General features: G+C 36.2%; 10 protein-coding genes. 4 read left to right on the top strand and 6 right to left on the bottom strand.

Annotation, left to right across the window (positions count from 1 at the left end; all coding sequences use genetic code 11):
• Positions 1 to 17: 17 nt before the first annotated feature.
• Entirely contained in the window at positions 18 to 1121 is a 1104-nt protein-coding gene (locus GUB10_RS07015) for a FecR family protein (RefSeq protein ID WP_193710726.1), read from the bottom strand.
• A 95-nt stretch (positions 1122 to 1216) separates the two neighbouring features.
• Here GUB10_RS07015 and GUB10_RS07010 point away from each other — a divergent pair, with 95 nt between their 5' ends.
• The 4 genes from GUB10_RS07010 (at position 1217) to GUB10_RS06995 (ending at position 8451) form a co-directional block, all read left to right on the top strand.
• The gene (locus GUB10_RS07010) at positions 1217 to 1795 is read left to right on the top strand and encodes an RNA polymerase sigma factor (protein ID WP_193710725.1); all 579 of its coding nucleotides are present in this window, start codon (positions 1217 to 1219) and stop codon (positions 1793 to 1795) included.
• 388 nt (positions 1796 to 2183) lie between these two features.
• Complete coding sequence (locus GUB10_RS07005) at positions 2184 to 4922, top strand: pitrilysin family protein (protein WP_193710724.1); 2739 nt, start codon at positions 2184 to 2186, stop codon at positions 4920 to 4922.
• Positions 4923 to 4929: 7 nt separating this feature from the next.
• Positions 4930 to 6963, top strand: coding sequence for a thioredoxin family protein (locus GUB10_RS07000; RefSeq protein ID WP_193710723.1), 2034 nt, complete (start codon positions 4930 to 4932; stop codon positions 6961 to 6963).
• A 6-nt stretch (positions 6964 to 6969) separates the two neighbouring features.
• Positions 6970 to 8451: an aminotransferase class V-fold PLP-dependent enzyme gene (locus tag GUB10_RS06995; protein ID WP_193710722.1), complete on the top strand. Its 1482-nt coding sequence runs from the start codon at positions 6970 to 6972 to the stop codon at positions 8449 to 8451.
• Positions 8452 to 9062: 611 nt separating this feature from the next.
• Here GUB10_RS06995 and GUB10_RS06990 read toward each other — a convergent pair.
• The 5 genes from GUB10_RS06990 to GUB10_RS06970 all read right to left on the bottom strand — a co-directional run bounded on the left by GUB10_RS06990 (position 9063) and on the right by GUB10_RS06970 (position 14560).
• The gene (locus tag GUB10_RS06990; RefSeq protein WP_193710721.1) at positions 9063 to 9839 is read right to left on the bottom strand and encodes a glucose 1-dehydrogenase; all 777 of its coding nucleotides are present in this window, start codon (positions 9837 to 9839) and stop codon (positions 9063 to 9065) included.
• A 108-nt stretch (positions 9840 to 9947) separates the two neighbouring features.
• Positions 9948 to 11315, bottom strand: a complete 1368-nt coding sequence (locus GUB10_RS06985) for a serine hydrolase (RefSeq protein ID WP_227740339.1) — start codon at positions 11313 to 11315, stop codon at positions 9948 to 9950.
• A 599-nt stretch (positions 11316 to 11914) separates the two neighbouring features.
• Positions 11915 to 12727, bottom strand: a complete 813-nt coding sequence (locus GUB10_RS06980) for an META domain-containing protein (RefSeq protein WP_193710720.1) — start codon at positions 12725 to 12727, stop codon at positions 11915 to 11917.
• Position 12728: 1 nt separating this feature from the next.
• Positions 12729 to 13229: a nucleoside deaminase gene (locus tag GUB10_RS06975; RefSeq protein ID WP_193710719.1), complete on the bottom strand. Its 501-nt coding sequence runs from the start codon at positions 13227 to 13229 to the stop codon at positions 12729 to 12731.
• Between the two features lie 167 nt (positions 13230 to 13396).
• Positions 13397 to 14560, bottom strand: a complete 1164-nt coding sequence (locus GUB10_RS06970) for an MFS transporter (RefSeq protein ID WP_193710718.1) — start codon at positions 14558 to 14560, stop codon at positions 13397 to 13399.
• Positions 14561 to 14630 lie beyond the last annotated feature (70 nt).

The following is a 14630-nucleotide window of genomic DNA, read 5'->3' as shown; positions in this document are numbered from 1 at the left end:
ATATTTACATACACTATTTAAGGTTTGGTTATTACAATCTTGTTTTCAATCTTCTTGTAATTAAAAGCTTTATACTTTTGAAAAGTTTGTAAGACCTGGTCTATACTTTCAGTCTCAAAACTTCCACTAATTTTTATATCATTAAGAGCTACATATCTATTATCAATAACTACATTAAACTTTCTTTCCAACTTATTCTTTATCACTTCAAAAGAATCGTTTATAAAAATAATATTGCCATCTATCCAGGCCAGGTATTTATCAGGGTTCACATTAGAAACCTTCATTTTCCCATCGGTTATCTCGGCAAGTTGATTAGGACGTAATATCACCGATTCTTCTGATAATGTTGGAACTGCCGAAACCTTTCCCGAAACAAGCAATGCTTTGGTTTTCTGATCGTTTTCGTATGCAGTAACATTAAATTGCGTACCCAAAACTTCTATTTGCATTTGACTTGTAGAAACTAAAAAAGGCCTAAGACTATCGTGGGCAACTTTAAAATAAGCCTCTCCTTTTAAGAATACCTCTCTATTACCTTCATCAAGAAATGCTACCGGATATTTTAACTCTGTGCCCGCATTAAGAATTATTTCTGAACCATCGGTTAACCGTAGCTCAAAAGTTTTCCCAAAAGGAACTCTTAAAGTATTATACTGTAACTCGTTGGCCGTACTTATGGTGTTATCTTTATACACCAGTTTATGTTTTTCGTCTTTAACAATCCTTGATTTTCCCGAAGAAAAAATCTCTTTATCACCATCTATCACCTCCAGAGTACCATCTTCTAACTCTAAGGTAATCTGGTTAGACTGCCTAACATTATTAACTCCATTGGTGCTATAATAGATAAAGAGTGCACCCAGTATAATGGCTGCGAACACAGCTGCATATTTTAAGAAAGAAAAATTTCTTTTTACGGATTTTTGCTTTTTAATACCACCTATAACCTGGGGTGCTTTATTTTGCTGTGGAGCAAAGTTTCGATCTATTAAATATTGTGTTTTCACTAAAGACTTATAGGTATTCCTATTTTTTTCATCTTCCAACCACTTGTTGAGCTTTTCAATTTCCATTGAAGAAGCTTCATTATTCAAATATTTTATTATGATCTTTTCCATATCTATAGCTATGATGATTTTTATCTTATTTACCCTTAACTTTTTTTTAATTATTTTTTAATATACATATCTTGCCCTAAATTTTAACCTTATAAATGAACAATAGAGATTTCTCACAAGCACTTAAAGATGGTGATGCACTTGCTTATGGCCGCTTGTTCGAGAAACACTACCAACCGCTGTGTGCCTATATTAAATCCTACACCCAGGATTGGGATACAGCACAAGAGATTGTTCAATCTACATTTATTGTTATATGGCAAAAAAGGGAAACATTAGATATTAATATTTCTCTTAAAAGTTATTTATACAAAACTGCATATAATTCTTTTCTGCAAATGCAGCGCGTCAATAAAAAGCAAGACAAATTATCGCAAAGGCTAAAAGAAGAAGCACTAAGAGAAGAAATATCTGTAGATGAAGAATTACAAGAAAGAAAAATTAAAAAACTTAGAGAAGTTATTGAAAAACTTCCTAGCCGATGCAAACAGGTTTTAGAACTAAAACAGCAAGGCTATAAGTACAAAGAAATTGCTGAAAAATTGGAGCTATCAGTTAAATCGGTGGAATCTCAAATGCGAATTGCCTATCAAAAAATAAGAGAAGAGTTTAAAGAAGACCCCTTATTCCTTATCATCATACTTAAAACACTTCAGTTTTCAGATCCCCTATAAACTCATTTATCTTTTCTAATTAGGTTTTCTCCAAAATTTTAGATTAAACCTAAAACAATAACGACAATTCTAAAGCTAATATTGCTTTTTTTATATCCCAAAGCTTTCAAATAGAATACATTTTACACAAAACTTCTAAGATTTAAAGCACCACAACACACTTTCACAACACATTCATTTAAAGACTTTTAAATTCATATAGGATAAATAAAATCTGATTTTCAAATATCACATTTATTGTTTTAACAATATATTAACATTTATTTCACAATGGTTTTTAGGTGTTCTAGCCTCATAGGGCTGTAATACAGGTTTAGAAATAAATGGACCATGGTATTTATTTCACCTGAAATTAAATATTTCCTTATCACCCCTAAAACTTTAAAATATGAAGCAAGGTTTTTTTAGAATTTGCACTTACATCTTTCTTTTTAGCTTTTTTACCAGCTATGCGCAAGAGAGCAAATTCCAACACCTAAAGTCTCTTGGAGGCATAGAAGAATACAATTATAAACCTAACGATCTACAGGTTTTACTATACCAGGATCAAGCTGCTCCTGTAGTAACGGTTCAAATCACCTACCATGTGGGGTCTAAACACGAAGTTCCCGGCAATACCGGCTCTACCCACTTATTAGAACATTTAATGTTTAAAGGAACTCCCAAATACAACCCTGAAACCATAACAGTAACCAATGTTTTACAAAATATTGGCGCTAATCTTAATGCTACCACCTGGAATGACAGAACCAATTATTACGAAACCATTCCAAGCGATTATTTAGAGCTGGCTATTGAAGTAGAGGCCGATCGCATGCGAAACGCTTTATTACTTCCTGAAGATAAAGAGGCAGAGATGACCGTAGTGAGAAACGAATTTGAGCAGGGAGAAAACAATCCTAATAGTATTCTTTCTAAAGAAATATGGGCTACAGCGTTTATGGCGCATCCTTATCATCATTCTACGATTGGCTGGAAATCTGACATTGAAAACGCGCCAAACGAAAAATTAAGAGAGTTCTACGACACTTATTATTGGCCAAATAACGCAACACTTTCTATTATTGGCGATTTCGAGAAAGAAGAAGTTTTTGAACTAGTTGATAAATATTTTGGTCAAATAGCTAAAGCTCCACATGAATTTCCGCAGCCCTATACTGAAGAGCCAGAACAAACAGGCCCAAGACAAATAACGGTTAAAAAACCGGGACAAACCGGTGTAGTGATGACAGCCTTTAAGGTTCCGGGAAGAATGCACGAAGATCACGCTGCTTTGGGTGTGTTGAATATGGTTCTTACCAATGGAGCTTCTGCTATTTTAAACAAAAAATTTACAGACAACGGCAAAGCCCTTTATGCTTACAGCCAGCTTAGTAATTTTAAAGATCACAACTTAATGTCTATCGGTTTAGGCTTAGCCCCCGATTTTGGTCACGAGGAAGCAAAAAAGGAAATTCGTTCACTTGTTGACAGCATTAAAACAAATAGCGTGGCCCAGGAAGCTATTAACCGGGTAGTATCGGCAACCGTAGCCAATAACAAAATGAGCAGAGATGGCTCTTTTGCAATTGCAGGAGCATTAAATGAGGCCATTGCCGTAGGCGACTGGACCGACTATATTAACAGGGTTGAAAAATTAAAGCAAGTAACTCCTGAAGATGTAAAAAGAGTTGCCAACAAATATCTAAACATAGACCAAAGCACTACCGGGTTCTTTATTCCGAAAAATAAAACAGCTGGTAATGAGCAAGCAGAAAATAAAGCTGAGGCTTTCCAGGAAGGTTACAACAATCATTTATACTACAGAAACCCAAAAACAGCTCAAAAGGAGCAAACAAACGCAACTAACCTGGATTTTACGCCAGGCAAAAAGAAAGAGGCGTTTAAATACAAAAGGCAACAAGTTAAGGGAATTGACCTGGTAACGGTAAAGACTGCCGTTAATGATTTTATTACCGTAACCGGAAGTTTTAATGCAGGTGAAGCATCAACCGAAAAAAGCAACCTTGCATCTATCACCGCTGCTATGCTATCAAAAGGGACTGCAACCAAAGACAAATACGAGTTTTCGGCAGCTCTTGAAAAAATGGGAACCAATATAAGTTTCTATTCAGGAGACTTTAAAACCGGGTTCTATTTTAAAACGCTTAATTCCAATGCAAATTCGGTTATCCAATTACTTGCAGAGGCCTTATACGAGCCCGCATTTAAAGAAGATGAACTGGAGTTGCTAAAGAAGCAATATGTTGGTAATTTAAAAAACAGATTGGACGATCCCGGCACCCTGGCACAAATTGAATTGTTGCAAACTATTTATCCTGAAAATCATCCAAATTATTCCAAATCTCTTGAAGCACAAATAAAGGATATAGAAAGCATTACATTAAAAGATGTTAAGGCTTTTCATAAAGCAAATTATATAGACACGCCAATTCAAATGGTAATTGTGGGAGATGTTAATGAAACCGGAACCATTAGTGCTTTAAAAGAAAGTTTTCCGGCATCGGCCAAAAAAGGTACTGCCCTAAACTATCCTGCCAAAGCGGTAAAAAACAAGAAAGAAATTACAAAAACCATTCAGGTACCCGAAAAGCCAAGTGCTACATTAACTATTGCACAATATACCGGCCTTACTAAAAATGACCCAGATTATTTAGCGATGAAATTAGGTACCTATGCTTTAGGTGGAGGCTTTGCCGGCCGACTAATGCAGGAAGTAAGAGATAAAGAAGGTCTTACCTACGGTATTTACGCCAACCAGTCCAGTAATACTTTTACAGATGGTTATTGGCTGGTAAATGCTTCTTTTAACCCAGGCTTGATAGAAAAAGGAGAGGAATCAAGCTTTAGGGAAATAAATAAGTGGATTAAAAATGGGATTACCAAAGAAGAACTTCAGAATAAAAAAACAAATATAGTTGGTTCTTTTAAAGTTTCCCTGTCCACAACCGGAGGTATGGCGAATACTATCTTAACATACCTACAGGAGGGAAAAGACCCTTCTTATATTGCTACCTACCCAAAAGAGATTGAAAAATTAAGCTTAAAAGAGGTGAATAAGGCAATTAAAAAATACATTAAGCCAGAACAGTTTATTATTATCAAATCTGGCTCTTTTAAAGAATAAATAAATTATGATTCTTAAACTTAGCAACAGGTTTTTCAAAAGAGGTGTAAAGTATTTACTATTTCTCATTTTACTTATATCAGCAAAAGTAGATGCCCAAATCTATGATCCGGTTAATTGGTCTACAAGCGTAGAAAAAATATCGGAGACCGAATTTGAATTAGTCATCAATGCTCAAATAGAACCGGGTTGGCATTTGTATTCTCAGCAAGTGCCAGAAAATGGGCCCATTCCAACAAGCTTTAGTTATGAGCCGGATGCAGGCTATGAGCTAGTAGGAAACACCCTGGAAGAGGAAGGTCGCACCATAAACGATCCTGTCTTTAACATGGTAATCACCTTTTTTGAAAACCAGGCTGAGTTTAGACAAAGAATCAAATTAACAAACAAAAGTTTAAAAAGTATACAGGGGGAAGTAGCCTTTATGGTATGTGATGACGAACGCTGCCTCCCTCCTACTTATGTAGACCTGGAGTTTAATCTTTCTAAGAGTGTTCCTCTTACTTTGAATACCGGTAATGAAATAACAAAAGAACAGGAAAGTCAGGTTTCCAAACCTAAAAAATCTTCAGAAACTGCCATTGCAGATACCAGAAAACAAAAGAAAAAAGGTTTATGGACCATTTTTATTATCGCTTTCTTTTCAGGTTTTGCAGCTTTGCTTACCCCCTGTGTTTTTCCTATGATTCCCATGACGGTTAGCTTTTTTACAAAACAAAGTAAAACCCGGGCTAAAGGCATAAAAAATGCCCTTATCTATGGTGTTTCTATCGTTGTAATTTACCTTTTTTTAGGTGGAATTGTTACCTGGATTTTTGGTGCAAGTGCCTTAAATGCCTTATCCACTAACATTTGGTTCAACCTCATATTCTTTATCATTCTTGTTATTTTTGCCATATCCTTTTTAGGAGCTTTTGAAATTATGTTACCTAATTCCTGGGCGAATAAAGTAGATAAACAAGCCGATAATGGCGGAATTATAGGCATTTTCTTTATGGGCTTAGCCCTGGCTATCGTATCATTTTCCTGTACAGGGCCCATTGTAGGAACCCTTTTGGTAGAAGCTGCCTCTAAAGGCGGAATTGCACCTTTTGTAGGTATGTTTGGTTTTTCACTTGCCCTGGCATTGCCATTTGCCCTATTTGCTGCTTTTCCCGGCTGGTTAAATTCCCTTCCAAAATCGGGAGGCTGGCTCAATACGGTAAAAGTAGTACTGGGATTCCTGGAGCTCGCACTAGCATTTAAATTTCTTTCTAATGCCGATTTGGTGTTACAATTACACTGGTTGGAACGTGAGATTTTTCTTGCCATTTGGATTACTATTTTTGGTGCTATGGCTTTTTACCTGTTCGGAAAAATTAAATTACCGCATGACTCTCCTCTAGACCACATTTCAGTAGGAAGACTTAGTTTAGGTTTGCTGGTTATGGCCTTTACCATTTACATGATCCCGGGCTTATGGGGTGCACCTTTACAATTAATTAGCGGATTTCCGCCGGCAATGAATTATAGTGAATCTCCTTATGGTGTTGGATATACCAAATTAGGTAGTGGAGCAACAGGAGTTACAGAAAAAGATTTCCCCGATGGTGCCCATTTAGGACCGCATGATATTCTAGCTTTTACAGACTATGAAAAAGGATTGGCCTATGCCAAACAAGTAAATAAACCGGTAATGATAGATTTTACAGGACATGCCTGTGTAAATTGTCGAAAAATGGAAGAACGTGTATGGAGCGATCCTGCAATTCTACAAATTCTAAAAAATGATATTGTACTCATTTCGCTTTATGTAGATGACAAACGAAAATTACCGGAAGACGAAAATATTATTTCAGAAATAAGTGGAAAAAAATTAAAGTATATTGGCCAGAAATGGAGTGAATTTCAAACCCTAAGATATAAAGCAAATGCACAACCATTTTATGTGCTTATGGATTTAGAAGAACGTAACTTGCTGGATCCCGTTGGGTACACGCCAGATATTGAGGAATACCTAAATTGGCTAAAAAAAGGAGTTAAAAAATTTCAAGAAAAATAGTTCAGCATGGAATCAACAGTTAATGTTATTAAAAACAGTAAACTGGAACAACAATTCGCAGAGTTTCGCAATAACACCATAGGTAACGATTACAGCTTTTATACAGATTACGGAAAACAAAACCTGCTTTATGCCGATTGGATTGCCAGTGGCCGCTTATACCAACCTATTGAAGATATTATTTGTAATAAAGTTGGCCCCATGATGGCCAACACCCACTCTTTCTCTAGCGAAAGCGGAAAAAACACAACTTATCTTTATCATGAAGCTCGTAAAATTATAAAAACGCATGTAAATGCGAACAATGAAGATATATTGGTCACCACAGGCACAGGAATGACCGGTGCCCTAAGAAAATTACAACGCATTTTATCTTTGGATAAAACCCCGGAAACGCAGGCAGAAAAAGATCGCCCTGTAGTTTTTATAAGTCATATGGAGCATCATTCAAATCAGGTATGCTGGTATGAAACCAATGCAGAGGTGGTTATTATTCCGCCCGGAAAAAATAATCTTATTGATCCAAAAATTTTAGAACTTGAGTTAGAGAAATATAAAAACCGAAAACTAAAAATAGGCTCCTTTACAGCCTGTTCTAACGTTACCGGTGTCATTACTCCCTACCACGAATTAGCAAAAATTATGCATCGCTATAATGGCTATTGCTTTGTAGATTTTGCTGCTTCGGCGCCGTATGTAGCGATAGACATGCACCCTGAAGCAAAAGAAGAAAAATTGGACGCTATTTTCTTTTCTCCTCATAAATTTCTTGGAGGGCCTGGGGCTTGTGGAGTGCTTATTTATAATGAAAACTTACAGAAAAACAGCATTCCCGATAATCCGGGAGGTGGTAATGTAAAATGGACCAATCCCTGGGGAAAATATGCTTATTCCCAAGAACTGGAGGTTCGGGAAGATGGAGGCACCCCAGGAATTTTGCAGGTAATGCGGGCCGCATTAGCCATAAGCTTAAAAGATAAAATGAATACGCAACGTATGAAACTTCGGGAAAAGGAACTTTTAGAGCTTTTTTACGATAATGTTGCTAACATCCCTCAACTGCTTCTTTTGGGTAATAAAGAAAATGATCAAATTGGTTGTGTTTCTTTAAACCTCGAAGGTTTTCATTATAACCTGGTTGTTCGCTTACTAAACGATAGATTTGGAATTCAGGTTCGTGGAGGTTGGTCTTGTGCCAGTACCTATGCTCATTATTTATTTGAAATAGATAAAAATCATTCAAAAAAAATTAGCACGGGAATAGCCCAAAAAAATCTAGAAGAAAAACCAGGCTGGGTACGTATTTCACTCCATCCAATTATGACCAATGAAGAAGTTCTATATATTTTAGATGCCCTAAAAAAAATTATTACAAATAAAACTGTTTGGGAGAAAGACTATAGATACAATCCCGCAACAAATGAGTTTGACCGCATCGAGAAATCGAACATAGAACTACCCGATTTCAATAAAATTCTAAGCTTATAAGTTAAGTTAGTATGTAAAGAAAATGGCTGTCTGAAAAGTTCTTCAGATCGTCATCCTGAATTTATTTCAGGATATAAAAGAATGATAATCTAAACATCTTAGAAGCTGAAACAAGTTCAGCTCGACGAAACTAGACATTTCAAACAGCCTCTTTTTTTGAATTTATTTCGTGGTACAATTTTCTCCAGGTGGTACTATTCACCCCATTTAAAATTACTTCGCAAACAGCAACAAAACACACAAAACACTAAAAACGAAACACTTAGCATTATTCATTAAAACTAATTGCAATAACAGGTATAAGGTTTGAGGGCTTTAATTCAGTTTTCTAATGAAATACTATATGCAACTAAAAAAAATTAAAATTCTCACGCTTTTCATACTTCTTGCATTTGGATCTTCATTATACTTGCACAAGAGTTTTTATTATTCACTGTGGGTAGAAAACCAAATTACCATTTTATTTCTACTTTCTATTTTTATTCTATTAGCTGTGCTAGTTGTTAGATTTAGAAAACTATAAAAGTGCAATTTTTACTAAATAATCGAAATTTAATATTACAAGTTTTGCCAAGAGGAATTTATTTTTCTTTTCTATTTTATTAAAAGCTTTAATCTAAGGTTTGTTCTCCCCCTCCATTTACAAACAACACCTGACCGCTAGTCCAACTAGATATAGGTGCGGCAAAATACAATACCGCCCCGGCAATATCTTCTGGCTCTCCTAATCGTTTAATAGGGGTACGCGCTAACATTCTTTTCTCTATTTCGGGAGTAAGTACCGTACTAAGCGCATGGGTGCGCACTGCACCGGGACCAATAGCATTAATGCGAATTTCATCAGGACCATAATCAAAAGCCAAATTTCTGGTCATATGGTTAATAGCGGCTTTAGAGGATGCGTATGCACTAATAGCCGGACTTTTATTTATAGAAGCCATGGAAGACATATTGATAATACTCCCATAACCAGCTTCCTTCATATGTGGTGCCACCAGTTGGCAAAGTCGCCACATACTAAAAACGTTCATTTCATATACCTTTATAAATTGTTCCACTTCTATATCATACGGGCTTTCCCTTCCGGCGCCTCCACCCCCTACGTTATTTACAAGAATATGTATCCCGCCAAACTTTTCAATGGTCTTATTTACCAAATTTAGCAAAGCTTCATCTTTGGTCACATCGCAATCTATGGCAATAGCTTCCCCTCCTGCCTCATTTATTTCATTTACCGCTTCTTTGGCCGCTTCCAGGTTATAATCTGAAACTACCACTTTAGCCCCGTGAGCAGCCAGTATTTTACAACTTGCTTTTCCAATTCCATTGGCACCACCGGTTACAATAGCTGTTTTTCCTTCTAAATCGAATAATTTTGATGTATTCATAATTATATTTTTTATTGGCATCGCCAAAGGATATAATACCCCAAGGCTTGCCTCGAAATTAAAAATTTGTTTACAAAATGTCTCGTAGGCTTGCCCCGAGGTAGTTTTCTATTTATTACTTAAATATTTTGCTACTGCCTTATAAGCTGGCAAAGAGGTAGCATCGTTGGCGGCATTACCCGCTATGGGGTGGGAAGCAAGGCGAACAATTACCATTTCGGCTGCAGGATCTATATAGATAGTTTGCCCGTGAACTCCGCGTGCTGTAAATGCAGTATTCTCATTTTCTGTTATCCACCACATATTCCTATAAGACCAACCTTTTAGGTTTGAATGATTAGATTTTGTAAAAGCTTCTTTACTGCCTCCTTTCATAATATCGTAAACGGCAGCTTCCGGAAAAATTTGTTTATCCTTCCAGTTTCCTTTGTTTCTAATTAGTTCCCCAAAGCGCGCTAAATCCCGTAAACCGGCGTTTAAGCCTCCTCCGGCAAAAGCTATCCCTTTACTATCTACCTGGTAATAGGCATCCTGCTCCATTCCTATTTTACTCCATATTTTTTCTGATAAGAGACGGGTTACCGATTTTCCAGTTGCTCTTGAGATTATCCAGCCCAGCGCATCTGAATTTACGGTTTTATAGCCAAAAACCTCACCATGTTCACCTTGTTTTTCTACAGTTTCAAGATACTCATAATAACCTACGGGCCCCTTATAATTTTTAGGTTTGGGCAATGGGTTACCCGCGGCAGAAAACTCCCAAATATCTGCTTTAGGATTGGCATAATCTTCACTGTAATTAAGGGCTGTGGTCATATCCATTACCTGGCGTACGGTAGCATCACCATAAGCCGATTTTTCCAACTCGGGTACATAGAAAGATGCCAATTTCTTATCGTCCAGTGAACCTTCAGCAACAAGAATTGAAGCTAAAGTACCTGTAAAAGATTTTGTTAAGGACATTACGGCATGAACATCACTCTCTGTAAGTTCGGCAAAATAGCGTTCATAAACAACTTTTCCCTTGTGCAAAATAATCATACCATCGGTGTAATTTTCCCAAAGTGAAGCTTCCCAGGTCATAGGCTTTGTAGCATTCCACGGTATAAAACTCAAAGAATCAATATAGGGATCCCGGTTATACTGAAATGGCTCTGGAGCACCTAATCCCCTTGATACATTTTGCGTAGGCAACATTTCCCGCATATGTACAACACTCCATCTTAATGCCGGAAACTTAAAAAACGAACCGTCCCAGGTATGAAGCACTTTATCTTCTGCCGGAGGAAAGCCCTGCATCCAACCAAAATTGCTGGGTTCACTTTCTTTTGCTGTGAGAAATTGTTCTTTATCTTGCGCTACGGTATTTATACTAAATAAAAATATTACTAGCAATAGCTTTAAAGAGGCGCCGTTTTTATGACTTTGAGTTGCATTCATATTTCTTATGATTTCGTAATTATCTTTCCGTTTCAATAAAATTGTTTTGATATTAGAACATATTGATCTCTTTTTATCTTTTACGCTTAAATTTCAGAAATTTTATACACACAATTTCTATTATAGCTATTATGCATTTAGACTTTAAAAGTGTTTGATTTTTTCATAGAAAAGAGATAAAAAATCACAAAAATACACTGAATACCAATTACATAAGATAATTAAAAATCTCATCAATAAATAATCGCCCTCTGATTTTTTTAAATATCTTGCTTTAAATCTAAGTCCAAAGCAAGGGGTATGGGTTATGGTTATTCCAAATAAAACCTCTTAAAATAATGGGTATTGGCTGTAGTCGTATACTTTTTTACTTCATCTTTAAATTAGGCATACATAGGATATGTGGATATTACTGCCAAAAATGTTTAGTAAAACGCCTTTTTGAAAACCAGGGGCATTAAATAGAAAGGGCTTTTGATTTGGAGTAAAGATTTGAAGCCCCAGCAGATATAGGGGTAAATCTAGATAATGAAGTGAATTGAATAAAACATTATATACCCATGTTACCCCAATCTAAATTTCCAGATTTAAATCTGGAAATTTAGAACGCTACTAAAAACGATTATGAGGCTTTTTTAATGAAAATAAACCGCTTCAAAAACAGCTAAAGGTGCTCGCCTTCCAATATTTAGATTTAAAACATCTTCTTTAATAGTATAATTATTCGCCAGCTCAAAAACCTTTAAAAACTCCGATTCGTTTATGGTAAGATTAGAACAGGCCTTTAAGGTAGCTGCCATTTGAGAGAAATTAATTCTATTGCCTTCTTCTAAAGCATAGGTACCATTAAATGTATTACAACCGGCAAAGCCTTTAATTCTATTGGTATTTGACTCCAATATAAAATGGATTTCCCTTTCCTGGTTTTCGCCCATTTTCACCTCCTGGCCCCCAAGGGTTTTAAGTTTCCAATACTTTCCTACAATTTCAGGAGTAGATTTCTTAAAAACAGCCAAAGGGCTTCGCCTACCTATATTAAGCATTAGCAAATTATCTTTAATAGTATAATTATCAGCCAGTTCAAAAACTTTTAAAACTTCGCTTTCTGCAACAGGAGTATCAAAACAGGCCATCCGGGTAGAAGCCAGCTTAGAAAATCTAATTCTGTTATTCTCATTCAGGTTATACTCTCCCATAAAAGTATTACATCCGGAAAATCCCTGTATCCTATTCTCATTTGCATTTAAAGTAAAATAAATGTGGTTATCTTTATTGCCAGTTATTTCCTGGCCTTCTAATTCTGTAAGAATCCATTTTTCTTTAGTAATTAATTCTTTATCTGAAAAGTTAGTAACAACATTATCTGCAGGTTCCTGTGTTTTTTTTGAGGTATTACAAGCTATGGTTGTTAAAAGTATAAGGGTCAATCCAATTATATTCTTTTTCATCTTAGTTATTTTTATGGTATTTTATTTGTAAATCTTTAATTTCTTCTAGAAGTTCTCCTTCATAAGGACCTCTAATACTGGTATTCTTAATAATTTTTTCGGCCGGAATAAAATTAAGAGGAGCAGGTTTGGCCTTCACTTCTGCCAACCAGGTACCCAATTGGGCTGCTGAACTTAAATAAACGATTTCTCCCAATCCTACCCAGGCGTGGGCTGCAGCACACATAGGGCAATGCTCACCGCTGGTATACATAGCAGTAGTGCTTCTCTCTTCATTAGAAAGATTTTTTGCGGCCCAATGGGCCAATTCAATTTCAGGATGGGCCAGGTTATTAATTTCATTAACCCTATTTCGGGCCGAGGCGATTACCTGTTTGTTTTTATTGACTAAAATAGAACCGAAAGGTTCATCGCCGGCCTCAAAAGCCTCTTTAGCCAAAGCAAGGCAGTGTTTTAAATGTTCTACATCATTTTGTGTAAAATTAGCTTGAGCTTTTCTCATATTTTCTTTGGTTTCTAATTTATGAATATTGAAAGCTCCCGGTATTAGTTTCTATTTTCAGGCATTTACCACTAACCCCTGTTAACTCCAAAGCAAGAATTAAATTATACTTTTTAAGTACAGAAAACCTATAAGATATACTTTCTATTTCTTCAGGTAACTCTTAGTTAAGAAGGGCTTTTACCTCTATACACTAAGTATACCAAAAGTAGGGCAAGAGACAAAAGAATTCCTAAAATGGAAACTCCGTTCCATTTAAAATGTTCCCAGGCTATGGCACCCAGGCTGGTACCTAGCGCTCCACCAATAAAAAAACTTACCATATAAATTGTATTTACCCGGTTGCGTGCCTCTGGGTTCTTTGAAAAGATAATATTTTGATTCGTAATATGTAAAGCCTGTAGACCAAGATCTACTAATGTAACCCCAATTACTAAACCTATTAAAGACTTTGCTGAAAACAAGAAAACACCCCAGGACAGGATAAGTAAAATAATTGAATATAGAATAATCTTATTTTTATCAACCTTATCATTTATTTTACCTACTACAGTAGCCGCCAGGGCTCCTAAAATCCCAAAAAGACCAAAAGCTCCCGTAACATCACTGCCGTAGCCAAAAGAATCTTCCATTAAGAAAACCAGGGTAGTCCAAAAAGCACTTAATCCTGCAAAAGCCAATCCTCCCCTAATTGCTGCCAACCTTAGAGCAGGTTCCGTTTTTAAATAAAACCAAAGAGATTTCATTAAAGTGGCATAACTACCTTTATAACTGGGTTTTATTGCCGGTAATTTAAGTTGGAGCAATATATAGAGTGCTAACATAATTAACGCAGCGGCATAATACATGGCCCTCCAACCAAATTGTTCCCCAACCAATCCACTTATTACCCGACTTCCTAAAATACCAATAAGCAAACCACTCATTACAATTCCTATGGCACGACCACGGCCTTTATCATTGGACAACTCGGCTGCCATGGGAACAAAAAGTTGCGGAATAGCCGATGTAAAACCTATAAAAAAACTACTAATAACAAGTAACAACAAAGAATTTGAGACTGCCGTAGCTATTAATGCCAAAATCATTAAAAAGAAATCAACGTGTAAAATCTTTTTATTAGATACCTTATCACCTAGTGGAATAATGATTAATAAACCAAGGGCATAACCCAACTGCGTAGCAAGAGCTACATTACTTACAGCCGATTCTTTTACAGAAAAGCTTACAGCTATTTGGTGAAGCAGCGGCTGATTGTAATACAAGTTTGCCACTACCAGGCCGGCTGCAATACTCATTAGGTACAATACTGAATTACTTAGCTGTTTCATTTAAAAATACTACTAAAATATAAACAAGCATTGGCAAGGGGGCATAAACCTATAATTACTGTAGGGTCTA

Origin of the sequence: Salegentibacter sp. BLCTC (assembly GCF_015143665.1) — a bacterium.
Lineage (GTDB): Bacteria > Bacteroidota > Bacteroidia > Flavobacteriales > Flavobacteriaceae > Salegentibacter > Salegentibacter maritimus.
This window is presented reverse-complemented; position numbering and strand designations above follow the sequence as displayed.